Consider the following 25,307-nt stretch of genomic DNA (forward strand, 5'->3'; position numbering starts at 1 on the left):
GGTGGCGGCGGCAACCTTCACCGCGGGCGAGGAGCCCGGCCGACTGGTACGGCGCACGGCGGCGATGACGGTCGTCGTCGCCTGCGTGGTGCTCGGCATCAAGTACGCGGCCTACACCGTGACGGGATCCGTCGCGCTCTTCTCGGACGCGCTGGAATCCATCGTCAACGTCGTGGCGGGCCTCGTCGCCTTCTGGGCCGTGAGCGTCTCCTACAAGCCGGCCGACGACGACCACCCGTTCGGCCACACCAAGGCGGAATACTTCTCCGCCGTGGTGGAGGGCGTGCTGATCGTGCTCGCCGCGCTCCTGATCCTGCGCGAGGCCTGGGGCGCGTTCGAGGCGCCGCGCGGCCTCGAGGCGCCGGTGCTCGGCATCGCCATCAACGGCGTCGCCACCGTGATCAACCTCGCCTGGGCGACCTACCTGATCCGCCTCGGGCGCGAGCACCGCTCGCCCGCGCTCGACGCCGACGGCCGCCACATCATGGCCGACGTCGTCACCTCGGTGGGCGTGCTGGCTGGCCTGGCCGTCGCCAGCGCGACGGGCTGGTCGGTCCTCGACCCCGCGCTCGCCGCCCTGGTCGCGCTCAACATCCTGCGCGAGGGCTGGAAGGTCGTCGCGAAATCCCTGTCGGGCCTCATGGACCAGGCGCTCGAGCCCGGCGACGACGCGCGCGTGCGCGAGATCATCTCGGGAACGGCCGAGGGCGCGCTGGAGGTGCACGACGTGCGCTCGCGCCTGGCGGGCCGCGCCGTCTTCATCGAGTTCCACATGGTGGTGTCGAGCGCGATGAGCGTGGGCGACGCGCATGTGATCTGCGACCGGATCGAGGACGCGCTGCAGGAAGCCTTCGCGGAGGCCCGCGTCCTGATCCATGTCGAGCCGGAGGCCGAGGCGAAGCAGGTGGGCGTCCCCGTTCTGTAAGGTCGGCGGCGAGGGGGTGACAGGGACACGGTGGTGCGCCGCAACGCGCCCATCGCCAATTGTGGCAATCTTCGTTGGTTCCCAGACGCTTGCGTGAACGCTGCGACGCACTGTTCGCTGTTTGTGTATCGAACCAAATGATCGATGCCGCCATTTCTAGCTCATCGAACGGCGCCGGACGCTGTCGGCTTCCTCCCGAGCCTCGACACCGCCTCCCCGATGCGCCCCTCACGCTCAAAAAAGAGAAGAACAATGACCTTCAAGATTCTCGCCTCCGCCGCGCTCGTCTCGTTTGCCGCCCTCACCGGTGCCGCCTCGGCGCAGACCGCCGCCCAGACCGTCCCGGGCGTGGTTCCGGGCTCCGACTACTACCGCGAGTCCTCGGCCGACGCCCGCGCCAACTCGGTCATCGAGGGCCGCGCCGTGGGGCCTATCAACCGCGTGGAGTCGCGTCCCAGCATCGTCCCGGGCTCCGACTACTACGTCGAGTCCCAGGCCGACGCGAACGCCAACAGCGTGATCGACGGCACGATCCAGAACCGCGCCGTCGGCATCAACCAGACCCGCGCCTTCGGCTACCCGACCTCGAGCGTCGAGACGAACCCCGGCGTCGTCCCGGGCTCGGACTACTACACCGAGGGCAATGCCGATCGTGCGGCCAACTCGGTCTTCCGGCGCTAAGCCGAAACAATCGGCCCGCGGGCCGTTCGGACCCGGTGCCTCAGGGCGCCGGGTCCTTTTCGCGTTGGGACCTTCGTGCCTACTCCCGACGCCCCGTCCTTTTCCGGCCCCGTGGCCGGCGACGAGAGGATCATCCATGTCCCGGTTCCGCCTGTCCGTCGGCCTTCTGGCCGCCCTTGCCGTCTCGCCGGCCCTGGCCGGCAACCTCGTGCCCGGCTCCGACCACTACACCGAGGCCCGCGCCGACGCCGCCGCCAACTCCGTGGCCTTCGGCACGCGTGTCCCGATCGTGACGAGCAGCGTCAGCGAGAGCCGCAGCTACGGCTATGGCGGGGAAGGGCAGGCCGGTTCGCAGACCTATGCGCGCGAGCCCGCGCGCGTCTTCGAGACCCGTCCCGGCGGTCCGGCCGAGCGCGTGGCCGCGACGCGCCCTTGGGTGCGCGCGCTGTCCGCTTCCGATCCCGGCTGACGGATCGGAAGGGGCCAGGCTCCCGCCGCCCGCCCGACCCGGCTTGCCGATTTGCCCTTGCCAAGCAGCCGACGATCGGGGACAAACACGCCATGACGCATCGCTCCCGCCCGCTCGCGCGCTCTGTCGCGCCGAACCTCGCCCTTCGGGCGCGGGCGCCGCTTGCCCTTCTCGCGCTTACTGGCGACCGCCGGGCCCGTTGATCGAAGGGGCGCCCGGCGGTCGAGCCGGGACGTGTCCATACGCTCCCACAGTCTCTTCGGCTTCACAGAACCCTGTCGCCCTGCGATAGGCTTGGCCCCAAGCGCCGCCTGTCGCTTCGAAGAGAGCCTTCCCATGTCGAATGCCGCCGCCACCCGTCCCGCCGCGCCCATGGCCCGTGCCGCCGGTCGCTACGAACCCTATCCGCCGGTCGATCTGCCGGACCGCCAGTGGCCCTCGCGCCGCATCGAGACGCCGCCGATCTGGTGCTCGGTGGACCTGCGCGACGGCAACCAGGCGTTGGTCGACCCGATGGGCCAGGAGCGCAAGGAGCGCATGTTCCGCCTCCTGCAGCACATGCGCTTCCGCGAGATCGAGATCGGCTTCCCCTCGGCCTCGCAGACCGACTTCGACTTCGTGCGCTGGTGCGTCGAGGAGGGGGGCGTCACCGACGACACCTCGCTGCAGGTGCTCGTCCAGTGCCGGCCGGAGCTGATCACACGCACCTTCGAGAGCCTCGAAGGCGCCGGGCACCCGATCGTCCACTTCTACAACTCCACTTCCGAGCTGCAGCGCCGCGTCGTGTTCGGCAAGGACCGCGCCGGCATCCGGCAGATCGCGGTGGACGCGGCGAAGATGATCACCGACATGGCCGCGAAGGCGGGCGGGGATTTCCGCTTCGAATATTCGCCGGAAAGCTTCACCGGCACCGAGCTCGACTTCGCGCTGGAGATCTGCAACGCGGTGGCCGAGGTCGTGCGACCGACGCCTGAAAGCCGCCTGATCCTGAACCTGCCGGCCACCGTCGAGATGTCGACGCCCAACATCCATGCCGACCAGATCGAGTGGATGAGCCGCAACCTCGACAATCGCGAGAGCATCATCCTGTCGCTGCATCCCCACAACGACCGGGGCACGGCGGTGGCGGCGACCGAGCTCGGCCTCATGGCGGGCGCAGACCGCGTCGAGGGCACGCTGTTCGGCAACGGCGAGCGCACCGGCAACGTCGATCTCGTGACGCTCGCCCTCAACATGCTGACGCAGGGCGTGGACCCCGGCCTCGACATCACCGACATCAACCGGATCAAGGACGTCTACGAGCACTGCAACCAGCTCGCCGTCCCCGAGCGCCACCCCTATGTGGGCGAGCTCGTCTACACGGCCTTCTCCGGCTCGCACCAGGACGCGATCAACAAGGGCATGAAGGCGGCGGCCCAGGCCAACAAGCCGACCTGGGAGGTGCCCTACCTGCCGATCGACCCCAAGGACGTCGGCCGGTCCTACGAGGCGATCATCCGCATCAACTCGCAGTCGGGCAAGGGCGGCATCGCCTACGTGCTCCAGGCCGACTACGGCCTGAACCTGCCGCGCAACCTGCAGATCGAGTTCCGCGAGGATATCCAGCGCATCACCGACGAGGAGGGGCGCGAGCTGCCCGTCAAGCGCATCTACGACCGCTTCATGGAGCGCTACGTCGAGCAGCCCGGCGCGCGCCTCGCCTATGTCGACCACCTGACGCGGCCCGAGCAGGGACCGGCGCGGCGCACCGTCTCGGCCACGATCCGCGACGGCGAGCGGGAGATCGCGATCGAGGGCCGGGGAACCGGCGCGATCGACGGCTTCATCGACGCCCTGTCGCGCCATCTCGGGATCGAGCTCGGCGTCGTCGACTATTCCGAGCACTCGATGCAGCGCGGCTCCAACGCCAGCGCCATCGCCTATATGGAGATCGAGCACCCGGAGGGGCGCGTCTTCGGGGCGGGCGTCGACCAGAACGCCACCACCGCCTCGCTGCGGGCCATCGTGGCGGCGGCCAACAACCTCCTGTCCGCCTGAGCGGACGAACGGCCGGGCGGGCTCCCGCCCGGCCACCGGTTTGGGATAAGCTCCCGACGCTACACCGTATCGATCCGGCGCCCGGGGGCACGGCCATGACGGCCGGTGCCCGGACGGCGCGAGATGAGGGTGGCTCCAATGGCCGAGGCGAGACAAGCGCTGCAGCTGACCACGGGCACCAAGCGTCTGGCGGAGGCCGTGCGCGCGGCCCGCATCAACAGCGCCCAGCGCACCGACATCGTGGTGGACATCCGCGAGGCCGACCGCGCGCGGCTCGAGATTTTCGCCGAGGCGCTCCAGCCGATCAGCGACGCGGTGCCGCCCGAGGACGACCTCTTCGAGTTCAACCTGACGGGCGGAACCCAGCCCCGCTTCTGGATCGACGGCACGGCGCAGGTCCTCATGGCCCGCGACCGCCGCACTTACCGCTTCGTGCGCGACACGCGTCTCGGCCGCGTCACGCTCGCCGAGTCCTCCGACCCGCACGTTCTCGTCGAGCGCGTCACGGAATACGTGGCCGAGCGGATCGTGGAGCGCGACAAGGCGCTGGCCGTGAGCGATGCGGGCAGCGGTCGCACGCTTGCCGAGCCGCGCCTCGCCCCGCCGCCCGCTTCCACCGCCGAGCCGCTGCGCCTCATGCCCCGGCCGCGCTCGACCGACCTCGTGATCGCCCTGTCGTGGCTCCTGATCGGCATCGTGGCGGGCGCCGGCGCGCTGCTTCTCTTCGCCGCGCTGCGCGGCACGCCGATCGTCTGACGGCGCGTTCTCAGGCGCGCCGCAGCCGCTTGGCGCCGAGAACGAGCCCGCCGGCGAGCAATCCCCAGAACGGGGCGCTGATCCCGCCGAAGGCCGTGCCCGAGCCCGTCACGAGGAAGCAGAGCACCGCCGCTTCCCGCAGATCCGCCTTTTCCATCATCGCCCCGGCGGCCGCCGTCAGAGCGCCGACCAGCGCCAGACCCGCCAGCGCCTGGACGAGCAGCGGGTCGCGCGCGGCAAAGCTTGCGACAAGCCCCGCGCCAAGGCCGAAGGCGACATAGGCGACCCCCGACGAGACGCCCGACCACCAGCGCAGCGCGGTGTCGGGACCCGCCTCGTCGCCCGCGCAGATCGCCTGCGTCAGAGCGGCGAGGTTCACGGCATGTCCGCCGAAGGGCGCGACCAGTAGCGTCGTGAGGCCCGTCGCGGCGAAGAGGGGGCCGGGCGCGGGCTGGTAGCCGTAGACCTTCAGGACCGCGAGGCCCGGAACGTTCTGCGAGGCCATGGTCACGAGAAAGAGCGGCAGTCCGATGCCCAGAAGCGCGCCCCAGTCGAGGCTCGGCACGACGAGGACGGGGCTGGCGAGCGCGGGCAGGGCGGCCGCGCCCGAAGCCGGATGGCCGGCGAGAAGGGCGAGCGTGACGAGCGCCGCCGCCGGCACGGCGAGGAGCCGGCTGAAGCGCCCGACCAGGAACCACGCTCCTGCGATGAGCAGGCCGCCGAAGGGATCCTGGGCGATGGCGCGCACCGGCGCGAGGCAGATCGGCAGAAGGACGCCCGCCAGCATCGCGGCGGCAAGCGGCCCGGGAATGCGGGCGATGAGGCGGCCGAGCGGGCGCACCGCACCCGCCAGGATCACGAGGACGCCGGCGAGAAGAAAGGCGCCGACCGCCGCCGGAAAGCCGCCGACGGGAAGCGCCGCGCCGGCCAGCAGCGCCCCGCCCGGCGTCGACCAGGCGACCGAGATGGGCATGCGCGTTCGCCACGAGACGAGGATCGCGCAAAGCCCCATGCCGACCGAGAGTGCCATGAGGCCGGACGAGGCCTCGGCCGGGCTCGCGCCCGCCGCCAGCAGCCCGCCATAGACGACCGAGAAGGACGAGACGAAACCGACAAAGGCGGCGAGCAGCCCGGCCAGGATCGGGGCCGGGGGCGGAAGGCGGGTCATGGCGGGACTTTTCTCGCGCGGCGGGACGACCCGCCGCTTACGACGCATCGCCGCCGGGCCGCAAGCGCGATGCCGGCCTTACGGTTCCACCGCGAGCGGCGCGTCGGCGGGACCGGCCTCTCGCGCGTCGGAGCGTGGGCGGGCGTCCACCGCCGTTCCGTTCGACAGGAGCTGTCGCTCGCGCACCCAGCCGATGCCCGCATTGTCGGGGCTGAGGCCGCGCTCGCGCTGGGTCAGGGTCCAGTTCCCCGCCTCGCCCTCGATCTCGAACAGGTTGTAGCGCGAGGCCGGCTTGTCGCCGCCCGTCCCCTGGCTGGCGGAGGGCACGCCCACCACGGGCACCCGGTCGCCGCCGGGCCCGGTCAGCCAGTAGAGCGTGTCGAGATGGGTGTGGCCGTGCAGGACGAGCTCGGCCCCGACATCGTGGATGACCTTCGAGAAGTACTGCTTGCCGATCAGGCGCTTCGACCAGGCGGCGGCGCCCGCGATCGGCGGATGGTGGATCATCAGGACGCGGAAGAGGCCGCGCTCGCGCGCCTGCTCCAGGAGGCGGGCGGTGGCGAGCGCTTGCCCGCGCTTGAACGTGCCGGTGGCGAAGAAGGGGGCGGTCGCCTCGGCCGAGGACGTGCCGACGATCGCCAGCGGCCCGCGCACGCGCAGGTACGGAAAGCGCGGGTGGCCCGCCGTGCCGCCGCCGTCGCCCACCGACCAGGGGCGCCAGGCGGCGAGCGCGCGCTTGAGGGCCCCCGGCACGTAGGCGTCGTGGTTGCCGGGCACGACCGACACCCAGGCCGGGTCGCCCAGATTCTCCAGCCACAGCCGGGCCCCCTCGATCTCCTTGCGCGTGGCGAGGTTCACGAGATCGCCCGTCACCGCGACGTGATCGGGGCGCTGGGCGCGCATGTCGGCGATGAGGTTCAGGAGCGTCGTCCCGAACATCGCCTGCTTCCGGTTGCGCTGCCAGTTGATGTAGCCGGTGATGCGCTTGGAGGCGAGTTCGCGGTAGGACAGCTCCGGCAGGGGGCCGAGATGGACGTCGGAAAGATGGGCGAGGCGGAACATGCGCGATGAACTAGCCGGTGGCGGCCCGTCGAAAAGGGTGGACGCGTGAAGAGAAGCCTTCAGCGCGCGCTGCGCCCGATCCTGCGCGCGGGCGCGCTCGTGCAGCGACCGATGACGCTGGGCGTGCGCCTTGCCGCCTTCGACGCGCGCGGACACGTCTTTCTCGTGCGCCACACCTACATGTCGGGCTGGTACCTGCCGGGCGGGGGCGTCGACCCGAACGAGACGGCGGTGGCGGCCGCCCGGCGCGAGGCCTTCGAGGAGGGACGGCTGGAATGCCCGGCCGACCCGGAACTCCTCGCGGTCTTCCTGAACCGGCGCGAGTGGCGCGACCACGTGCTTCTCTACCAAGTCCACGGCGTGCGTCAGGACGCGCCGCGCGCGCCCGACCGCGAGATCGCCGAGAGCGGGTTCTTCGCCCCGGACGCCTTGCCGGAGGAGGCCACGCCGGCCACGCGGCGGCGCCTTGCCGAGATCGCCGCGGGCGGACCCTATCCGCCGGAATGGTAGGTCAGGCGGCGCGTCGCAGCTGGTCCCGGCCGTGCGGCGCGTCGAGCGTCAGCTCGGGCCCGAGCGGTACGACGCCGGTCGGGTTGATGGTCTTGTGGCTCTCGTAATAGTGACCCTTGATGTGCCGGAAATCGACCGTCTCCCGAATGCCCGGCCACTGGTAGAGCTCGCGCAGATAGCCCTGTAGGTTGGGATAGTCCGCGATGCGGCGCAGGTTGCACTTGAAGTGACCGTGATAGACCGCATCGAAGCGCACCAGCGTCGTGAACAGGCGCCAGTCCGCCTCGGTGATGCGCTCGCCCATCAGGTAGCGTCGTGTCGCCAGCCGCTCCTCCAGCCAGTCCAGCGTCTCGAAGAGCGGCCGGAAGGGCTTCTCGTAGGCTTCCTGCGTCGTGGCGAAGCCGCACTTGTAGACCCCGTTGTTGACGGTGTCGTAGATGCGCTGGTTCACCGCGTCGATCTCGGCCGCGAGACCGTCGGGGTAAAGGTCCGGCGCGCCCGCGTCGGCGATCCCATGGAACGAGCGGTTGAACATGCGCAGGATCTCGGCCGACTCGTTGGAGACGATCGTATTTTCCTGCTTGTCCCACAGGACCGGCACCGTGACGCGGCCGGTATAGTGCGGATCGGCCTCGAGATAGATCTCGTAGAGGCGCTTCGCCCCGTTCACTGTGTCGGGTAGCGTGCCGGGGCGATCGGAGAAGGTCCAGCCCTCCTCGCCCATGAACCAGTCCACGACCGAGAGCGTGACGGCCTCCTCCAACCCCTTCAGTCGGCGAGCGATCAGCGTGCGGTGCGCCCAGGGGCAGGCGAGCGAAACGTAGAGGTGGAAGCGCCCGGCCTCGGCCTTGACGCCGGGCTGCCCGTTCGGACCGGGCCCGCCGTCGGCGGTCACCCAGCGGCGGAAGCTCGTCGTCGTGCGCTCGAAGGAGCCGCCGGTCTTCCCGGTATCGTACCACTGGTCGCGCCATTCGCCGTTCACCAGAAGTCCCATGCGTCCGTCTCCCTGTCTCGTGTCCGTCGCCCCTCATACCCGAAAGGCGCGCATGCCGTTCCCGTCCGCCCCACGACGGATCGTCAACAGCGGCTGGCCGGTGGACGCTCGCGTCCCGCGATGGTAAGAGCGCCGACCGACCGGACATGCGAGGCATGCGGGTCGTGACGAGGAACGGGGCAGCCATGCTGCGACGACGACGCGAGATCTGCCCGACCCGGCCCTGAGGGACCGCCGCATCGCCTGAGCGCGCGGGGTCCGGGGCCCTTCGCCGCGAACCTTCCCCGATCCCGCAAGGCCCCCATGCTGTCGCTCCAACAGGACCTCGACGTCCTCTACGCCCCCGAATCCGCCCTCCACGCCGCCGCGATCGAGGAGATCGCGGCCGAAGCCTTCGGGCCGGGACGTTTCACGCGCGCCGCCGAGCGCGTGCGCGAGCAGCAGCCGCACGACCCCTCCTTGTCGCTCGTCGCCTTCCTGCATGGCGATGTGGTGGGCTCGGTGCGCCAGACGCGGGTGCGGATTGGCCGGACGCCGGTCGTGATGCTCGGGCCGCTCGCCGTGCGCCCGCTCTTCAAGAAGCGCGGCATCGGGCGCGAACTCATGGCGCGCGCCGCGCGGCGCGCCGCCGAGGCGGGCGAGCGGGCGATCTTCCTGGTCGGCGACCGGGCCTATTACGAGCCCCTCGGCTACCGGCCCCTTCCGGTGGGCAGCGTGCGGATGCCGGGTCCCGTCGACGAGCGGCGCATCCTCGGCCTCGAACTCGTTCCCGGCGCGCTGGAAGGCGCGAGCGGCGCGGTACTGCCGCGCCGCTGAGGCCGCCTCAGCGCCCTTCGCGGTACCACGTCGCCGAAAGCGCCAGGAGAAGCACGGCGAGCCCGAGGAAGCCGGCGAAGAGCGGCGTGCGGTCGACGCCGCGAAGCACGGTCTCCTCGGTCGTGCGAAGGCCGATCCAGTCGCGGCCCGCCGCATCCGCCCGCACGCCCACCGGCACGACGCGCGGCACCTCGACCTCGCTTCCTGCAGCGGCTGCGAGCCGGCGCACCGAGCCGCCCGAGCCCTCCGCGATCGGCTCGAGCTTCTGCGTCGTCGAGATCGCCTCGCGATACTCGCGCGGGTTCACCGGCCCGACATTGGCGAGCGCGCGCAGCTCGCCGTTCGCGACCTGATAGAGGCCGAGCTCGCTAGCGGGCAGCGAGCCGCGCCATTCGCCGGGCTCGCCCTGGGTCAATGCGAGGGGCACGGCGCGCCCGGTCGGCGTCACGACGGTCGCGGGGCCGGGATCGTCGCCGATCGTCCGGCGCACGACGGTGAGCTGCCCGTCGGCGCCTTTGGCGTCGAGCGCCTCCTCCTCCAGCTCCGGCTCCTTCATCAGCCAATGGGCGAGGCGGCGGAAGAGCGGCACGTGCGGGCCGCCGCCCTCATACCCGCGCGACCAGAGCCATCCCTGGTCCGACAGCAGCAGCGCGACGCGTCCCTCGCCGGCGCGGTTGAGCACGAGGAGCGGCTTGCCGTCGGGACCCGTCATCACGGTCTCGCCGCGCGGACGGTCGATGTCGATCGAGCGGAACCACGGGCTCCAGCTCGGCGGCGAGGCGTTCGAGCCCGGCAGGTCGCGCGTGACAGGATGCTTGCGGCCGAGTTCCGACAGGGTCGGGCGGAAGGCGCGCTGGTCCACCGTGCCGGTCGGCATGGCGGGAAGCACGGCGGCGAGCGGCGAGTTGGCGACCGAGTCGGGGCCCGCGAATTCCGGGCCGCTCGCGATCAGCATCGCGCCGCCCTTCTCGACGTACTGCGCGATGTAGTCGTAGTAGAGCGTCGGCAGGACGCCGCGCCGCTGGTAGCGGTCGAAGATGATGAGGTCGAAGTCGTCGATCTTCTCGACGAAGAGCTCGCGTGTGGGGAAGGCGATCAGCGACAGCTCGTTGATCGGCGTGCCGTCCTGCTTCTCGGGCGGGCGCAGGATCGTGAAGTGGACGAGGTCGACCGCGGCGTCGGACTTCAGGAGGTTGCGCCAGGTGCGCTCGCCGGCATGCGGCTCGCCCGAGACGAGCAGCACGCGCAGGTTCTCGCGGATGCCGTCGATCACCGCGATGGCGCGGTTGTTGACGGGCGTGATCTCGCCGGGCGCAACGGCCGCCGCCATCTCGACGATGTTCTTGCCCGCGCGCGGCAGCGTGACCGAGATCGCGGTCTCGCGTCCCGGCACGGCCTGCAGGCGCTGGATGAGGTCGCCGTTCAGGAAGACCTGGACATCCACCGGGTTCTGGGAAGCGCGCGGCCCTTCCTCCACGACCCGGAAGGACAGGGACTGCGGCTGGTCGACGAGGCCGAAGCGCGGCGCGGTCACGACGTCGAGCCGGCGGTCGAACTCGTCCGCCCGGCCCGTCACGAGCGCATGGACGGGCGCCCGGAAGCCGAGCGCCGCCGCGGTCTCGGGAATGTCGTGGACCTGCCCGTCGGTCACCATGACGGCGCCCGCGACGCGGGCAGGCGAGACGTCGCGAAGCGCGCCCTGGAGCGCGCCGAAGAGGGCGGTGGTCGCGTCGCCCTCGCCGGCCGAGCGCGCCTCGACGGTGCGCACCTCGAACTCGGGATGGGTGGCGAGCGACGCCTTGAGGGCTTCCGCCGCCGCGTCGGTCTGCGCCGTTCGCTCGCCGATCGACTGGCTCTGCGAGCGGTCGAGGACGAGGGCGACGACGCTCTTCAGGGGGTCGCGCTCCTCGCGCAGCACGACCGGGTTGAGGAGGGCGAGCAGCAGCGCGCAGATCGCGCCGACCCGCACCAGGCTGCCGCGCAGGCGCGACATCACGAGCGCCAGCGCCAGCAGCACCGCCGGAACGGCCAGAAGCGCGATCACGGTCCAGGAGAAGAAGGGCGAGAAGCTCACGGACCAGGTCATGGGGCGATCCTCACTGTCCCAGCCGTTCGAGAAGCGCGGGCACGTGGACCTGGTCGGCCTTGTAGTTGCCGGTGAGCACGTACATCACGATGTTAACGCCCGCCCGGTAGCTCCACTCGCGCTGCGACGGATCGGCGGAATCGGTCGGGAACACGAAGAGGCCGGTATCGTCCACCGCCCAGGCCGAGGCGAAGTCGTTGGACGTGATCATGATCGAGGAGACGCCGTCGCCCGCGCTGGCCGGCCTCGCCTCGGCGTCGGCCTGACGCTGGAGCGATTCCACCCACAGGTCCGAGCCGGAATGGCGGCCCGGAAACGAATCCATGATGTAGAAGGCCTTGGTGAGCACGTGGTCGCGCGGCACCGGCTCGAGCGGCGGAATGTCGAGATCGGCGAGGATGTCGCGCAGCCGCCGCTGGCCGGCCGAGACGGTCGTGCCCGAGAGGTCGCCCATCGCGTCGCCCTCGACGTCAAAGAGCACCGTGCCGCCACCCTTCATGTAGGCGTCGACGCGGCTGATCGCTTCCGGGCTCGGCATGGGCGCCGAGGCGTGAACCGGCCAGTAGAGGATGGGATAGAAGGAGAGCTCGTCGCGCGCGATGTCGACCGCCGCCGGCTCACCGGGCTCCAGCGCCGTCTTCGAGGCGATGTACTGCGACAGGCCCGACAGGCCCTGGCGCGAGATGCGGTCGGTCGCCTCCTCGCCGGTTTCGACATAGGCGAGATGGGTCGTCTCGGTCGCGCGGATCGCGGCCTCGGCGTCGAGGCTCTCCAGCCCCCGCGTCGCCGCGCCGGGATCGGCGGCGGCAGGGGGCGGGGTCTGGGCGAGAGCGCCGCCTGCGTGAAGGGCCAGCGCGGCTGCCAGGAGAAGCGCGGGCATGGCTCCGGCCGCGCCGCGTCCGCGCAACCGCGCGCCCAGGCGTCCGGCCACCCCGTTCATCCAGAGAAGCGCCAGCGCGTCGAGCGCGAAGAGGAGGATCGCCCAGGCAAACAGCCAGGGCGTGAGGTCGGTGGCATCGCCAAGGCCGTAGGCCCGTTCCGCAAGCGGCACGCCGAGGTCGAGCGGGGGAAGGGGGCGAAGCACGGCATCGGGTGGGAGGAGGTTCAGGGCGCTGTAGCCGTCCGCCGTGCCGTAGAGGCCGGGCGGGTTCTCGCGGCTCGCGGCGGGCGCGGGGGCGCCGCCCGCGATCTCGATCGGGCGCACCTCGGGCCCGGGCGCGACGAGGCGGCCGGTTCCGTCCATGACGCGGTAGGGCGGGAGGGTCTGGGGCGCCTCGCCCTCGGCCGCGCCGACGCTGCCGCGCGACAGCGTCACGATGCGCCGGAGCATGTCCACGAAGGCGCCCGAGATCGGCAGGTTCGACCAGATCGCCTCGGCGGTGGTGTGGAAAAGGACGATCGTGCCGGCGCCGCGCGGGGCGGCGGTGACGATCGGCGTGCCGTCGGCAAGGCTGGCCCAGGTGCGGTCCGCCAGCTCCGCCGAGGGCTCGGCGAGGATCTGGCGCGACACGGTCACATCCTCCGGCACGGCGATGCCGCTGAAGGGCGTTCCCGCCGCCATGGGCGCGAGGCGCTGGGGCTGCGACCAGGACAGCGCCCCGCCGAGCTGCCGCTCGCCGCCGCGCAGGCGCACCGGCACGAGCGTGTCCTCGGCCGTGGAAGCGGCAAGGCGCGGACCGGCGAAGCGCACGAGCGTGCCGCCCTTCTCGACGAAGCCATCCAGCGCCTCGGTCGCGGCCTCCGGCATGACGCCGATATCGGCGAGCACGATGATCGAGGGGCGCTCGGCGACGAGCTGCGGGATGGCGGTGGCAAGATCCGCGCTCTGCGCGCGCATGAGGTCGGCGAAGGGCTCCAGCGCGCGGGTGATGTAGTAGAGCGGCGACAGGAGCGGCTGGGCGATGTCGGCCGCCTCGCCCGACACCAGCCCGACCTTGCGGCGGCGGAAGCTGTCGTCGACGAGGCGCACGCCGGCCGCGTTGCCGAGGCCCTCGCGCTCGATGCGGGCGATGTCGTTGCGCAGCTCGACCGGAACCGCGAAGCGCGCCTCGCCCGCTGTCGAGCCGGCGGCGAAGACGAGGTCGGCGCGGCCGATCTCGCGCTCCTGCCGGTCGAGGGCACGAAGCGGAACCGCCAGGGGCTGGGGCGTCGAGCCTTCCGGCCGGATGCCGGAAACGGTCAGCGCCTCGGTGCCGTTCGAGGCCGAGGTGAGGCCCACCATGCCTTCGACGGAGGGTCGGTAGAGGAGACCGCCGGACAGGCCGAGGGCGCGCAGCCGCTCGGCGGCGGCAGCCGTGTCGGCCGTGTCGAGTCCGTCGGTGAGAAGCGCGAGGCTGGCATTGTTCAGAGCCGGGAGGGCCGCCAGGCGCTGGGCCGCCGCCTCGCGGCGCGTCGGCACGGGATGCGGCTCGGCGGCCTCGAGGCGCTCCAGCGCGGTCGCGGCCTCGACGGGCGCGGGATCGTTGTCGGCGCCTTCGGCCGTGAGGAGGAGCGACACGGGACGCCCGCGCTGGCCCGCCTCGCGGATCAGGCCGGCGGCCGCCTCGCGGCGCTCCGCGAAGCGCTCCGCACCCGCCCAGCCGTTGTCCAGCATCACCACCACCGGCCCGTCGCCCGAGCCGAGCGCGTCCTCGCGCGGGTTGAGGATCGGTGCGGCGAGCGCCAGGATCACGAGAAGCGCCAGGAGAAGGCGCAGCGCCGTCAGCCACCAGGGCGAGCGCGACGGCGTCTCCTCGCGTTTCAGGACGCGCTCGAGGATGCGCAGTGGTGGAAAGGCCTCGGTCTGGGGGCGCGGCGGGGTGAGGCGCAGGAGCCACCAGATCGCCGGCAGCGCCAGGAGGCCGACCAGCACCAGCGGCGCGCCGAACGAAAGGGCCCCCATCAGGCGCGGGCTCCACTCTGCGCCGGCAGGCCGCCGAGCCGGGCATGGAGCGCGATCAGGGGTTCCGAGGCTGGCCGGTCGGTCACGTGGAGGACGTGGCTCCAGCCGAGCCGCCGGCAATGGTCGGCGAGAAAGAGGCGGCGGGCGTCGAACAAGCGCTGGTACTCCTCGCGCAGCGCCTCGGCCCGGCCCGCCGTCAGCTTGGCGCCGGTCTCGGGATCGCGGAATTCGGTGCGGCCATGGTAGGGAAAGGCGAGTTCGGCCGGGTCGCAGACCTGCACGAGATGACCGCGCACGCCCGCGCCCGCCATCGCGTCGATACGCTCGGTCAGCGCCTCCATCGGGTCGAGGAAGTCGCCTACCAGAACCGCCTCGCTGAAGCGGCGCATCCGGTCCGCGGGCGGGAGGCCGCCCTCCGGCCGCGCCGAGGCGAGGTTGGCGGCCACGCGCTCGGCGCTGTTGCGCGCCGAGACCGGGTCCATGACGCCGGGATAGCCGATGCGCTCGCCCGAGCGCGCCAGAAGCTCGGCCAGCGCCAGGACGATCACCAGCGCGCGGGCGTCCTTGGAGGCGGTCGCCTGCTTCGAGCGGTAGAGCATGGAGGGTGAGGGGTCGGCCCAGAGCCAGACGGTCTGGGCGGCCTCCCACTCTCGGTCGCGCAGGTACACGCTGTCGTCGCGGGCCGAGCGGCGCCAGTCGATGCGGCTCACCGCCTCGCCGTCGACGAAGGGGCGGAACTGCCAGAAGGTCTCGCCCGGTCCCCGGCGGCGGCGTCCGTGCCAGCCGCTCGTGACCGTGGCGACCACGCGCCGCGCCTCGACCAGGAGATCGGGCAGGAGCGCGGCCTGCGCGCGCGCCTTGAGAAGGGCGCCGTCGCTCGCCTCGGCGGTCTGGGTCTCGCCGACCGGCATGGACTTCAGGCCGCCGCGCGCGCCAGCGCCGCGACCACGTCCCGCACGCCCACCCCTTCCGCGCGGGCCGAGAAGTTCAGCGCCATGCGATGCTGCAGGATCGGCTCGGCCAGAGCCCGCACGTCATCGATCGAAGGCGCAAGGCGCCCCTCGTAGAGCGCGCGGGCGCGCACGCAGGTCATGAAGGCCTGGGAGGCGCGGGGGCCCGGGCCCCAGGCCACGTGCGCGTCGGCCTCCTTTGACCCGTGGCCGGGACGGGCCGAACGAACCAGCGCAAGGATCGCCTCCACCACGCGCTCGGGAACCGGCATGCGCCGCACGAGCGCCTGGATCTCGCGCAGCCGCTCGGCCGAGATGACGCCCGCGGCGCGATCTTCCGCCACGCCCGTGGTGGCGAGAAGGATGCGCCGCTCGGCATCGAGCGAGGGGTAGTGAACGTCGACCTGAAGGAGGAAACGGTCGAGCTGCGCCTCGGGCAGGGGGTAGGTGCCCTCCTGCTCCAGCGGGTTCTGGGTGGCGAGCACGTGGAAGGGCGCGGGCAGGTCGTGCCGCTCGCCGGCCACCGTCACGTGGTATTCCTGCATGGACTGGAGAAGCGCCGACTGGGTGCGCGGGCTCGCGCGGTTGATCTCGTCGGCCATCAGGAGCTGGGCGAAGACGGGGCCACGCACGAAGCGGAACGAGCGCCGGCCGCCGGCGTCCTGGTCCATCACCTCGGTGCCCACGATGTCGGAGGGCATGAGGTCGGGCGTGAACTGGACGCGGCGCGCGTCCAGACCGAGGACGGTGCCGAGCGTCTCGACGAGCTTGGTCTTGGCCAAGCCCGGCACGCCGACGAGAAGCGCGTGGCCGCCGGCCAGGATCGCGACCAGCGTCTGCTCCACCACGCTCTCCTGCCCGAAGATCACGCGGCCCACCATGGCGCGGGCGGCGGCGATGTCGTGAAGCGCGCGCTCGGCCTCGGCCACCATGTGGGCGGGGTCCTGCGCGGCAGCGTGGGGCGGGGCGAGCGTCGTCATCTTCGGGTCTGTCCTTGGGGTTCGAGGGCGCGGGCGGGGAGGGGCCGCGACGCACCGGGAGCCTCGGGAAGCGAGACGGGCTCATTGGATCGGGGCGCCGCCGTCCTGGCAAGCGGGCGGGGCGCAACTATTTCGTGACGCTCAAGACTGGCCGAAATAAGACGGAAAGGCCGGCGCGCCAGGGCGGAAACGCCCTTTCGCCGCCCGCGCCGCCCGAAGGAATCCGCGCCATGCCGCAACAGGTCGCACCCGTTCCCGCCGGCGTCTCGCTGGAGGCCCTGCTCTCGCGCGCCGGGCGCGCCGGGCGCGACGCGCCGCCGGTGGAGCGCTGGAACCCGCCCTCCTGCGGCGCGATGGACCTCGTGATCGAGGCCGACGGCCGCTGGGTGCACGAGGGCGCCGAGGTCCGCCGGCCCGAACTGGTCGCGCTCCTGTCCTCGATCCTGCGCCGCGAGCCGGACGGTGCCTATGTTCTCGTGACGCCCGGCGAGCGCCTCACGGTTACCGTCGCCGATCTGCCTTTTCTCGCGGTCGAGATGAGCGCGACCGGCGAGGGGTGCGACCGCCGTCTCGTGTTCCGCACCAATGTGGGCGACGTCGTGGAGGCGGGGCCGGACCATCCGCTGCGGCTCGAGGACGGACGGGAGGGCTTTCGCCCGAGCCTCCTCGTTCGCGGCGGCCTTTGGGCGCGACTTACCCGCGCCCTGGCGCTGGAACTGGCCGAACTCGTCGAGGAGCGGGACGGCGAGGCGGGAATCGGGGCGGGCGGCGCCTGGTTCGCCCTGGCGGTCGCGTGAGGGAGACCTTGCCGGAGGCGGACGAGGCGGACCTTCGCGCCCGCGTGCGCCGGCTGGCCGACACGCTGCCGCCCGCCGACGGCGAGGACGGCGACCACCGCCTCAACCCGGACGGGGCCGAGGCGTGGCTGGCGGCGGCGCCGCGCGAGGCGGCCGTGCTGGTTCCCATCCTCGACCGGCCGGCCGGGCTGCAGGTGCTGCTCACGACCCGCGCGGCCCACCTGCGACAGCACGCGGGGCAGATCAGCTTCCCCGGCGGGGGCATCGATCCCGAGGACGCGGGCCCCGCGGAAGCGGCCTTGCGCGAGGCCTGGGAGGAGATCGGCCTCGAGCCCGCGCAGGTCGATCTCCTGGGGGCTCTGCCGCGCTATCGCACGACCTCGGGCTTCCGCATCCACCCGGTGGTCGGGCGGGTCGACCCCCGCTTCACGCCGCGCCTCAACGACGTGGAGGTGGCCGACATCTTCGAGGTGCCGCTCCGCTTCCTGATGGACCCGGCCAACCACCGGCGTGACAGCCGGCTCTGGCGCGGGCATATGCGCCACTTCTACGTGATGCCCTTCGCCGAGCGGCACATCTGGGGCGTGACCGCCGGCATCCTGCGCGGGCTCTACGAAAGGCTCTATCCGACATGACACGCATCGAGGCGGACTGGCTGCGCGAACCCGCGCTGCAGGGGCTTCTCCATGCCCTCTTGGCCGGGGGCGAGGAGGCGCGCGTGGTGGGCGGCGCGGTGCGCAACACGCTGATGCGCCGACCCATCACCGACATCGACATCGCGACGACGACGCCCCGCGAGGAGACCGTCCGGCGGATCGAGGGCGCCGGCCTGCGGGCCGTTCCGACCGGCATCGAACACGGCACGGTGACGGCGGTGACCGCGGAAGGGCGCGCCTTCGAGGTGACGACCCTGCGCGAGGACGTCGAGACCGACGGACGGCACGCGGTGGTGCGCTTCGGCCGCTCCTGGCGGCACGACGCCGAGCGGCGCGACTTCACGATCAACGCGCTTTATTGCGATGCCTCCGGCGAGGTGCTGGATCTCGTCGGCGGCACGGCGGACATCGCCTCGGGCACGCTGCGCTTCATCGGCGACGCCGCGCAGCGCATCGCCGAGGACCGGCTGCGGGTCCTGCGCTTCTTCCGCTTCTTCGCCTGGTACGGCTCGGGTCGGCCCGACACGGACGCCTTGCGTGCCTGCGCCCGCGCCAAGGACGACCTCGGCTCCTTGAGCGCGGAGCGGGTCTGGGCGGAACTGCGCAAGCTTCTCGCGGCGCCCGATCCCGCCCGCGCGCTTCTCTGGATGCGGCAGACCGGTGTTCTCTCGGCCGTCCTGCCGGAAAGCGAGCGCTGGGGCATCGACGCGATCCACCCGCTCGTGCAGGCGGAAGGGGCGCTCGGCTGGCCGGCCGATCCGATGCGGCGCCTCGAGGCGATCGTCCCGCCCGATGCCGCGCGCCTCACCGAGCTGGCCCGCCGCCTCAGGCTCTCCAACGCCGACCGCGACCGGCTCGTGCGCTTCGCACAGGCCGAGGAGCCGGGCGAGGAGGAGAGCGAGGGGGCCTTCACGGCGCGCCTCCTGTTCGGCGACCCGAAGGCGCTCGCCGACCGTCTCGCCCTGCGCCTGGCGCTGGCGCGGCCGAAGGCCGAGGGCGACCCGGCGGCGCTGGCGAGCCTTGCGCGAACCGCGGCGCGCCTCGCGCAGGCCGAGCGCTTCGACCCGCCGCCCTTTCCGGTCTCGGGCAACGACCTGATGGAGCGGGGCGTCGCCGCCGGGCCCGAGCTCGGCCGCCGGCTCGACCGGCTGCGGCGGCTCTGGGCCGAGAGCGGCTTCGCGCTCGGCCGCGAGGCGCTGCTGGATCGCGCCGACGCCTGAGGTGAAAAGCGGAAACGAAAACGGGCCGCGCGATGGCGGCCCGTCGAAACAGCGGAAGATGCGATGAGGCTCAGTGCCGCGTCGTCGTCGGCATGACGTGAAGGCCGTGGCGGAAGGCGTCCATCATGCGCGGGGTGATCGTCTCGACGCCCAGCTGCTTGGCCTGGATCACGGCTCTGCGGATCACCTCGGCCTCGGATTCGGCGCGGATCACCCGGTCACAGCCCGGAATCACGCCGGCGCAATTCAACTCGTACATGACAACCTCCCTGGTAGCCTTGCAGCGGGGATCGGCCGTGACCGAGACGCCCGCTCGCGGAAAATGGGTCGACTGCACTGCCTGCCTGCCCGCCGTTTTCCGCTCTGTCTGCCATGGAGGCGCGACCGAACGAGCCGTCCGGCGGCGGGGCCGGAGGGGCGCACGAAACGTTTCCGCTCGTGTTTGTGTGTGATGTTAGTCTTAGCAGACGGGTCGCCCCGCACAAGCCTGATGTGGAGGCCGCGCGGGCGTGGGACAGGCCTTTACCGAGCCACGCAACGAAAAAGTTACGAAGCGGTTGCGGCTAATGCCACGCGCGGCCTCAAGGCCAGCGCACGGTCGGCGGCATGGAACTCAGGATCGAGTGGACGTTGCCCCCGGTCTTGAGGCCGAACAGCGTGCCGCGGTCGTAGAGGAGGTTGTACTCGACGTAGCGGCCCCGGCGCACGAGCTGCTCCTCGCGATCCGCCTCCGTCCAGGAGAGGCCGGCGTTCTGCCGCACGAGATGCGGGTAGACCACGAGGAAGGCCTTGCCGACATCCTTCGTGAAGGCGAAGTCGGCGTCCCAGCCGCCCTTCTCCTCGGGCGAGTGGAGCCAGTCGTAGAAGATGCCGCCGACCCCGCGCGGCTCGTTCCGGTGGGGCAGAAAGAAGTACTCGTCGCACCAGGTCTTGAGCCGCTCGTAGTCGGCCACCGCCCCGTGGCGCTCGCACACGAAGCGCAGCGAGCGGTGGAAGGCGCGCGTGTCCGGGTCCTCGTCGGTCCGGCGCCGGTCGAGCACGGGCGTCAGGTCCGCCCCCCCGCCGAACCACTGCCCGGTGGTGACCACCATGCGCGTGTTCATGTGGACGGCGGGCACGTTGGGATTGAGCGGATGGGCGATCAGCGACACGCCCGACGCCCAGAAGGAGCGGTCCGCGCCCGCCGCGCCGGGAATCTGCGAGGCGAAGTCCTCGGCAAGCTCGCCGTGGACGGTGGAAACGTGGATGCCGACCTTCTCGAAGACGCGGCCGCGCATCATGGCCATGGTGCCGCCCCCGCCGCTCTCGCGCGTCCAGGGCGTGCGCTCGAAGCGGCCGGCGGGCGTCGCCGAGTCGCCGAACTCGTCCTCCAGCGCCTCGAAGGCGGCGCAGAGCCGGTCGCGCAGCGCCTCGAACCAGTTGCGGGCGAGCTCCTTCTTCTCCGCGAGGTTCTCGGGCAGTCCCTGGGGCTGTTGTGGGCGTTCCATCGCTCCCGTTTCTCCCCGCGAGGGCTCAAGGCTTGGCATCCTGCCTGTCAACGCGCGTAGCAGCGGCGACGGGGCTTGGAAAGCGTGGGGAGACTTACGAGCGCCTTGCGGACCGCGATGTCCACCGACTTTGCACGCGGCGGCCTAGGGCGCGGCCCTTTGCGTCCAGTCGGCGCGCAGCTGGCGCAGCGCCTCGCCGGCGGCGATCGCGGCGCTGACGGCGAGATTCAGCGAGCGCGCGCCCTCCTGCATGGGAATGCGCAGCCGCAGGTCCGCCCGCTCGTGGACATGCTCCGGCACGCCCGCGCTCTCGCGCCCGAAGAGGATCGCGTCGCCGGGCCGGAAGCGGGCCGCGCCGAGCGCCGTATCGCCGCGCGTCGTCAGGAGCACGAGGCGCCGCCCGGCCTCGCGGCGTGCCCGTTCGAAGCTCTCGAAGTCGACGTGCCGGGTCAGCTGCGCGAGCTCCAGGTAGTCCATCCCTGCGCGCCGCAGGTTCCGGTCGCTCGCGTCGAAGCCCGCCGGCTCCACGATCTCGATCCCGATGCCGAGGCAGGCGCCCATGCGCAGGATCGTGCCCGTGTTGCCGGCGATGTCGGGCTGGTAGAGGACGATCGAAAAGCCGGATGGCGAAAAGCCCGAAGGCAAGCGGCTCGGGGGCGGGAGGCTGTCGGGCGAAGGGCTCATGGGGCGAGGGGTCCGGCGCGGGCGCGGCGGCCCGTCGTGAAACGCGAGAAGTTTCGTCCTATAACAGGCCCGACCTCGTCTTTCGCGTCTGCTGCCTCCTTGCCGGCCGTCGCCCGAACCTGCCGGACAATTCCACCGATGTTCTCCTTTTTCGAACGGCTCGTCGACCCGTTTCCCAGCGACCAGCCCCAGCCGCCGCGCCGGCTCTGGCCCTTCGTGTGGCACTACGCGCGTCCGGTCTGGCCGCTTCTTCTGCTTTATGCGGTCGCGACCGTCCTCGTGTCGGTCACCGAGGTCTCGCTCTTCGCCTTTCTCGGCCAGATCGTGGACTGGCTGTCGGCGGCCGACCGAGCGACCTTCCTGCGCGACGAGGGCGGGCGCCTCGCCCTGATCGCGGCCGTGGTCCTCGTCGGGCTGCCGGTTCTCACCTTCCTCGCCTCGCTGGTCTCGTTCCAGGCGATCTTCGCCAACTTCCCGATGCGCTTCCGATGGAGCGTCCACACCTGGCTCCTCGACCAGTCGCTCGGCTTCTTCCAGGACGAGTTCGCCGGGCGCATCGCCACCAAGCTGATGCAGACCGCGCTCGCGGTGCGCGAGACGGTCATGAAGTCGATCGGCGTCATGCTCTACGTCGCGGTCTACTTCACCGGCATCGTGGTCATGGTCTCGTCGGCCGACTGGCGCCTCGTGCTGCCGTTCGTCGCCTGGCTCGGCGTCTACGTAACGCTGCTGCGCGTCTTCGTGCCCCGGCTCATGCGCATCGCCTCCGCCCAGGCCGACGCGCGCGCCCTGATGACCGGGCGCATCGTCGACAGCTACAGCAATATCGGCACGGTGAAGCTCTTCGCCCACACGCAGCGCGAGGCCGCCCATGCGCGCGCCTCGATGCGCGAGTTCCTCGTCACGGTCTACGGGCAGGGGCGGCTGATCAACCTCTTCTTCACCGGGCTCTACACGCTGAACTCGCTGCTGCTCTTCGGCGTCGGCGCGATCGGCATCGCGCTCTGGACGCAAGGGGCGGTGAGCGTCGGCGCGGTCGCGCTCGGCATCGGCCTCGTCCTTCGCCTCAACGGCATGAGCCAGTGGATCATGTGGGAGGTCTCGGAGCTCTTCGAGAACATCGGCACGATCCGCGACGGCATGGCGAGCTTCACGCAGCCCGTGCTCCTCGCCGACCGGCCGGGGGCGGGGGAACTGCGCGTCACGCACGGCGAGATCCGGTTCGAGGACGTGCGCTTCTCCTACGCGCTCGCCGCGCCCAACCGCGACGCCGGCCCGGTGGTGGACGGCGTGACGCTCACGATTCGCCCGGGCGAGAAGATCGGCCTCGTCGGGCGCTCGGGCGCCGGCAAGTCGACGCTCCTCAACCTCCTCCTGCGCTTCCACGACGTCGAGGGCGGACGCATCACGATCGACGGGCAGGACGTGGCGGGCGTCACACAGAGCTCGCTGCGCCGGCAGATCGGCGTCGTCACGCAGGACACCTCGCTTCTTCACCGCACGATCCGCGAGAACATTCTCTACGGGCGCCCCGACGCCTCCGAGGCGGATCTGGCGCGCGCGATCGACCGCGCCGAGGCGCGCGGCTTCATAGAGGCGCTGGCCGACCGCACCGGGGCGCAGGGACTGGATGCCGAGGTCGGCGAGCGCGGCGTGAAGCTGTCGGGCGGCCAGCGCCAGCGCATCGCCATCGCCCGCGTGATGCTGAAGGACGCCCCGATTCTCCTTCTCGACGAGGCGACCTCGGCGCTCGATTCCGAGGTCGAGGCGGCGATCCAGGAAAACCTCTACCGCCTGATGGAGGGCAAGACCGTGATCGCGGTCGCCCACCGCCTGTCGACGATCGCCGCGCTCGACCGGCTCGTCGTCCTCGGCCGGGGCCGCATCGTGGAGGAGGGGACCCACGCGGAGCTTCTGGAGCGCCAGGGCCTCTACAACCGGCTCTGGCACCGGCAGGTCGGGGGCTTCATCGACGCGGACGCGGGGGGCGAAGCGGACCGGCGGGCCGCCGAATGAGAGCGCCTTGCGGGGCGGACCAGGCGGAACTTCTCCGAACCTTGTGACCCGTTCGCCGCACAAGCGACATAGTGGCGTCGGTTGGAGGGCTGATCTGGACAAGTTCTAGGCCCGCGCCTAAGAAATCCGCTCGAAAACCGAGCCCGGCGACGAGGGGGTGCCGCAGATGCGTTTTCACGCGCGTCTGTCCGCTTCAGCCGGCCGAACCGGCGGCCCCTCATGCCCGGCCGTCGTCTGGATGGAGCAGCAAGTCCCGTGAGCGTCGAAGAGACCACCGAACCCACCCGCCGCGACTTTCTTTACATCGCGACGGGGGCCGCGGGCGTCGTGGGCGCGGCGTCGCTCGCCTGGCCCTTCATCGACCAGATGAACCCGGACGCGGCCACGCTGGCGCTCGCCCAGGTCGACGTCGACGTCAGCCAGGTCGCGGAAGGCCAGTCGATCACCGCCAAGTGGCGCGGCAAGCCGATCTTCATCCGCCACCGCACCGCGCAGGAGGTCGAGGAAGGCAAGAACGTCAACCTCGGCGACCTCAAGGACCCGGTCGCGCGCAATGCAAACCTTCCCGCCGACGCGCAGGCCACCGACGTCAACCGCGCGGCGCCCGGCCAGGAGCAGTGGCTCGTGATGGTGGGCGTGTGCACGCATCTGGGCTGCGTCCCGCTCGGCCAGTCGGGCGACTACGACGGCTGGTACTGCCCGTGCCACGGCTCGACCTACGACACGGCCGGACGCATCCGGCAGGGACCCGCGCCCGAGAACATGGCCGTGCCGCTCTACACTTTCGCCACCCCCACCACGATCCGAATCGGCTGACGGAGTTCAACCCATGAGCGGTCATTCCTCCTACGTCCCGTCGCCCGGCATCATGCGCTGGCTGGATGCGCGCCTGCCCCTGCCGCGCCTCCTCTACGATTCGTTCGTCGCCTTCCCGGTGCCGCGCAACCTGAACTACGCCTATACGTTCGGTGGCATCCTCGCGCTGTTCTTGGGCGCGCAGATCCTGACCGGCGTCGTGCTCGCCATGCACTACGCGGCTAATTCGGGCCTCGCCTTCCAGTCGGTTGAGCAGATCATGCGCGACGTGAACTGGGGCTGGCTCCTGCGCTACATGCACGCCAACGGCGCCTCGTTCTTCTTTATCGCCGTCTATCTCCACATCTTCCGCGGCCTCTACTACGGCTCCTACAAGGCGCCGCGCGAGGTCCTGTGGATCCTGGGCGTCATCATCTTCCTTCTCATGATGGCGACCGCCTTCATGGGCTACGTCCTGCCCTGGGGCCAGATGTCCTTCTGGGGCGCGACGGTGATCACCGGCTTCTTCACCGCCTTCCCGGGGATCGGCCAGGCGATCCAGACGCTCCTGCTCGGCGGCTTCGCGGTCGACAACGCGACGCTGAACCGCTTTTTCTCGCTCCACTACCTCCTGCCCTTCATGATCGCGGGCGTGGTCATCCTCCACATCTGGGCGCTGCACGTCACCGGCCAGACCAACCCGACCGGCGTCGAGATCAAGTCGTCCAAGGACACGGTGCCCTTCACCCCGCACGCCACCATCAAGGACGGCTTCGCCATGGTGGTGTTCCTGGCGCTGTTCTCGTACTTCGTCTTCTACCTGCCGAACTATCTGGGCCACCCGGACAACTACATCCCGGCCAACCCGCTGCAGACGCCGGCCCACATCGTTCCGGAATGGTACTTCCTGCCCTTCTACGCGATGCTGCGCGCCATCACCTTCAACATCGGCCCGATCGACTCGAAGCTCGGCGGCGTCCTGGTGATGTTCGGCTCGATCATCATCCTGTTCTTCCTGCCCTGGCTCGACACCAGCCGCGTGCGCTCGACGAACTACCGTCCGATCTACAAGATCTTCTTCTGGATCTTCGCGGCCGATGCCGTGATCCTGGGCTGGCTCGGTTCGCGCCCGGCCGAGGGCATCTATCCGACCCTGTCGCTGATCGGCACGATCTACTACTTCGCCCACTTCCTGATCGTTCTGCCGGTACTCGGCCTCATCGAGACGCCGCGCAAGCTGCCGAACTCGATCACCGAGGCGGTGCTCAAGAAGCACGGCGCGGCGCATGGCTTGCCCGCCGGAGCGGCGGCCTCACCGGAAACCAAAGGCTGATGAA

23 protein-coding genes are annotated in these 25,307 nt (G+C 71.2%); 13 read left to right on the top strand and 10 right to left on the bottom strand.

Going from position 1 to position 25,307, the window contains the following annotated elements; translation table 11 throughout:
* Positions 1–43 precede the first annotated feature (43 nt).
* From AUL35_RS04910 to AUL35_RS04930, 5 genes are all read left to right on the top strand, one after another.
* Entirely contained in the window at positions 44–925 is an 882-nt protein-coding gene (locus AUL35_RS04910) for a cation diffusion facilitator family transporter (RefSeq protein ID WP_280137322.1), read from the top strand.
* Positions 926–1,177: 252 nt separating this feature from the next.
* Positions 1,178–1,606, top strand: a complete 429-nt coding sequence (locus tag AUL35_RS04915) for a hypothetical protein (RefSeq protein ID WP_062012620.1) — start codon at positions 1,178–1,180, stop codon at positions 1,604–1,606.
* Between the two features lie 136 nt (positions 1,607–1,742).
* Complete coding sequence (locus AUL35_RS04920; protein ID WP_062012622.1) at positions 1,743–2,075, top strand: hypothetical protein; 333 nt, start codon at positions 1,743–1,745, stop codon at positions 2,073–2,075.
* Positions 2,076–2,411: 336 nt separating this feature from the next.
* The gene (gene leuA, locus AUL35_RS04925) at positions 2,412–4,112 is read left to right on the top strand and encodes a 2-isopropylmalate synthase (RefSeq protein ID WP_062012624.1); all 1,701 of its coding nucleotides are present in this window, start codon (positions 2,412–2,414) and stop codon (positions 4,110–4,112) included.
* Between the two features lie 123 nt (positions 4,113–4,235).
* On the top strand, positions 4,236–4,868 hold the full coding sequence (locus tag AUL35_RS04930; RefSeq protein WP_244493665.1) for a hypothetical protein: 633 nt from the start codon (positions 4,236–4,238) through the stop codon (positions 4,866–4,868).
* Between the two features lie 10 nt (positions 4,869–4,878).
* On the opposite strand, the gene AUL35_RS04935 is transcribed toward AUL35_RS04930, so the two are convergent.
* The gene (locus AUL35_RS04935; protein WP_062012628.1) at positions 4,879–6,036 is read right to left on the bottom strand and encodes a benzoate/H(+) symporter BenE family transporter; all 1,158 of its coding nucleotides are present in this window, start codon (positions 6,034–6,036) and stop codon (positions 4,879–4,881) included.
* Between the two features lie 78 nt (positions 6,037–6,114).
* Positions 6,115–7,098: a metallophosphoesterase gene (locus AUL35_RS04940; RefSeq protein WP_062012630.1), complete on the bottom strand. Its 984-nt coding sequence runs from the start codon at positions 7,096–7,098 to the stop codon at positions 6,115–6,117.
* 45 nt (positions 7,099–7,143) lie between these two features.
* On the opposite strand from AUL35_RS04940, the gene AUL35_RS04945 reads away from it, so the two are divergent.
* A complete protein-coding gene (locus AUL35_RS04945) occupies positions 7,144–7,608 on the top strand; it encodes an NUDIX domain-containing protein (protein ID WP_062012632.1) in 465 nt (154 codons plus the stop codon).
* A 1-nt stretch (position 7,609) separates the two neighbouring features.
* Here the strand turns inward: AUL35_RS04945 and AUL35_RS04950 are convergent, their stop codons facing one another.
* Complete coding sequence (locus tag AUL35_RS04950; RefSeq protein ID WP_062012634.1) at positions 7,610–8,602, bottom strand: glutathione S-transferase family protein; 993 nt, start codon at positions 8,600–8,602, stop codon at positions 7,610–7,612.
* Between the two features lie 303 nt (positions 8,603–8,905).
* On the opposite strand from AUL35_RS04950, the gene AUL35_RS04955 reads away from it, so the two are divergent.
* A complete protein-coding gene (locus AUL35_RS04955) occupies positions 8,906–9,418 on the top strand; it encodes a GNAT family N-acetyltransferase (RefSeq protein WP_062012637.1) in 513 nt (170 codons plus the stop codon).
* 7 nt (positions 9,419–9,425) lie between these two features.
* Here AUL35_RS04955 and AUL35_RS04960 read toward each other — a convergent pair whose 3' ends face one another.
* The 4 genes from AUL35_RS04960 to AUL35_RS04975 are packed head-to-tail and all read right to left on the bottom strand — an operon-like array spanning position 9,426 to position 16,315.
* Entirely contained in the window at positions 9,426–11,504 is a 2,079-nt protein-coding gene (locus AUL35_RS04960) for a hypothetical protein (protein ID WP_062012644.1), read from the bottom strand.
* A gap of 10 nt (positions 11,505–11,514) precedes the next feature.
* The gene (locus AUL35_RS04965; RefSeq protein ID WP_156417836.1) at positions 11,515–14,385 is read right to left on the bottom strand and encodes a DUF4159 domain-containing protein; all 2,871 of its coding nucleotides are present in this window, start codon (positions 14,383–14,385) and stop codon (positions 11,515–11,517) included.
* The gene (locus AUL35_RS04970; protein WP_062012646.1) at positions 14,385–15,296 is read right to left on the bottom strand and encodes a DUF58 domain-containing protein; all 912 of its coding nucleotides are present in this window, start codon (positions 15,294–15,296) and stop codon (positions 14,385–14,387) included. The genes AUL35_RS04965 and AUL35_RS04970 overlap by 1 nt, the downstream gene beginning before the upstream one ends.
* Before the next feature lie 5 nt (positions 15,297–15,301).
* Positions 15,302–16,315: a MoxR family ATPase gene (locus AUL35_RS04975; protein WP_062012648.1), complete on the bottom strand. Its 1,014-nt coding sequence runs from the start codon at positions 16,313–16,315 to the stop codon at positions 15,302–15,304.
* Between the two features lie 230 nt (positions 16,316–16,545).
* Between AUL35_RS04975 and AUL35_RS04980 the strand changes: the two genes are divergently transcribed.
* The 3 genes from AUL35_RS04980 to AUL35_RS04990 are packed head-to-tail and all read left to right on the top strand — an operon-like array spanning position 16,546 to position 18,988.
* Complete coding sequence (locus tag AUL35_RS04980; protein ID WP_062012650.1) at positions 16,546–17,112, top strand: DUF1285 domain-containing protein; 567 nt, start codon at positions 16,546–16,548, stop codon at positions 17,110–17,112.
* Positions 17,109–17,747: a CoA pyrophosphatase gene (locus AUL35_RS04985; protein ID WP_082666118.1), complete on the top strand. Its 639-nt coding sequence runs from the start codon at positions 17,109–17,111 to the stop codon at positions 17,745–17,747. The genes AUL35_RS04980 and AUL35_RS04985 overlap by 4 nt, the downstream gene beginning before the upstream one ends.
* A complete protein-coding gene (locus tag AUL35_RS04990) occupies positions 17,744–18,988 on the top strand; it encodes a CCA tRNA nucleotidyltransferase (protein WP_062012654.1) in 1,245 nt (414 codons plus the stop codon). Before AUL35_RS04985 ends, AUL35_RS04990 begins: the two co-directional genes overlap by 4 nt.
* Positions 18,989–19,058: 70 nt before the next feature.
* On the opposite strand, the gene AUL35_RS04995 is transcribed toward AUL35_RS04990, so the two are convergent.
* From AUL35_RS04995 to AUL35_RS05005, 3 genes are all read right to left on the bottom strand, one after another.
* A complete protein-coding gene (locus AUL35_RS04995) occupies positions 19,059–19,247 on the bottom strand; it encodes a DUF1059 domain-containing protein (RefSeq protein WP_062012656.1) in 189 nt (62 codons plus the stop codon).
* A 322-nt stretch (positions 19,248–19,569) separates the two neighbouring features.
* On the bottom strand, positions 19,570–20,475 hold the full coding sequence (gene hemF / locus AUL35_RS05000; RefSeq protein ID WP_062012660.1) for an oxygen-dependent coproporphyrinogen oxidase: 906 nt from the start codon (positions 20,473–20,475) through the stop codon (positions 19,570–19,572).
* A gap of 144 nt (positions 20,476–20,619) precedes the next feature.
* The gene (locus AUL35_RS05005) at positions 20,620–21,159 is read right to left on the bottom strand and encodes a tRNA (cytidine(34)-2'-O)-methyltransferase (protein WP_082666119.1); all 540 of its coding nucleotides are present in this window, start codon (positions 21,157–21,159) and stop codon (positions 20,620–20,622) included.
* 138 nt (positions 21,160–21,297) lie between these two features.
* On the opposite strand from AUL35_RS05005, the gene AUL35_RS05010 reads away from it, so the two are divergent.
* The 3 genes from AUL35_RS05010 to AUL35_RS05020 all read left to right on the top strand — a co-directional run bounded on the left by AUL35_RS05010 (position 21,298) and on the right by AUL35_RS05020 (position 25,303).
* The gene (locus AUL35_RS05010) at positions 21,298–23,175 is read left to right on the top strand and encodes an ABC transporter ATP-binding protein (RefSeq protein ID WP_062012661.1); all 1,878 of its coding nucleotides are present in this window, start codon (positions 21,298–21,300) and stop codon (positions 23,173–23,175) included.
* A gap of 219 nt (positions 23,176–23,394) precedes the next feature.
* Positions 23,395–23,991, top strand: coding sequence for a ubiquinol-cytochrome c reductase iron-sulfur subunit (gene petA, locus AUL35_RS05015; RefSeq protein ID WP_156417837.1), 597 nt, complete (start codon positions 23,395–23,397; stop codon positions 23,989–23,991).
* A gap of 13 nt (positions 23,992–24,004) precedes the next feature.
* Positions 24,005–25,303, top strand: coding sequence for a cytochrome b N-terminal domain-containing protein (locus tag AUL35_RS05020; RefSeq protein ID WP_062012665.1), 1,299 nt, complete (start codon positions 24,005–24,007; stop codon positions 25,301–25,303).
* The last annotated feature ends 4 nt before the right edge of the window (positions 25,304–25,307 follow it).

Origin of the sequence: Aureimonas sp. AU4, assembly GCF_001463765.1 — a bacterium.
In the GTDB taxonomy this organism is placed as follows: Bacteria; Pseudomonadota; Alphaproteobacteria; order Rhizobiales; family Rhizobiaceae; genus Aureimonas.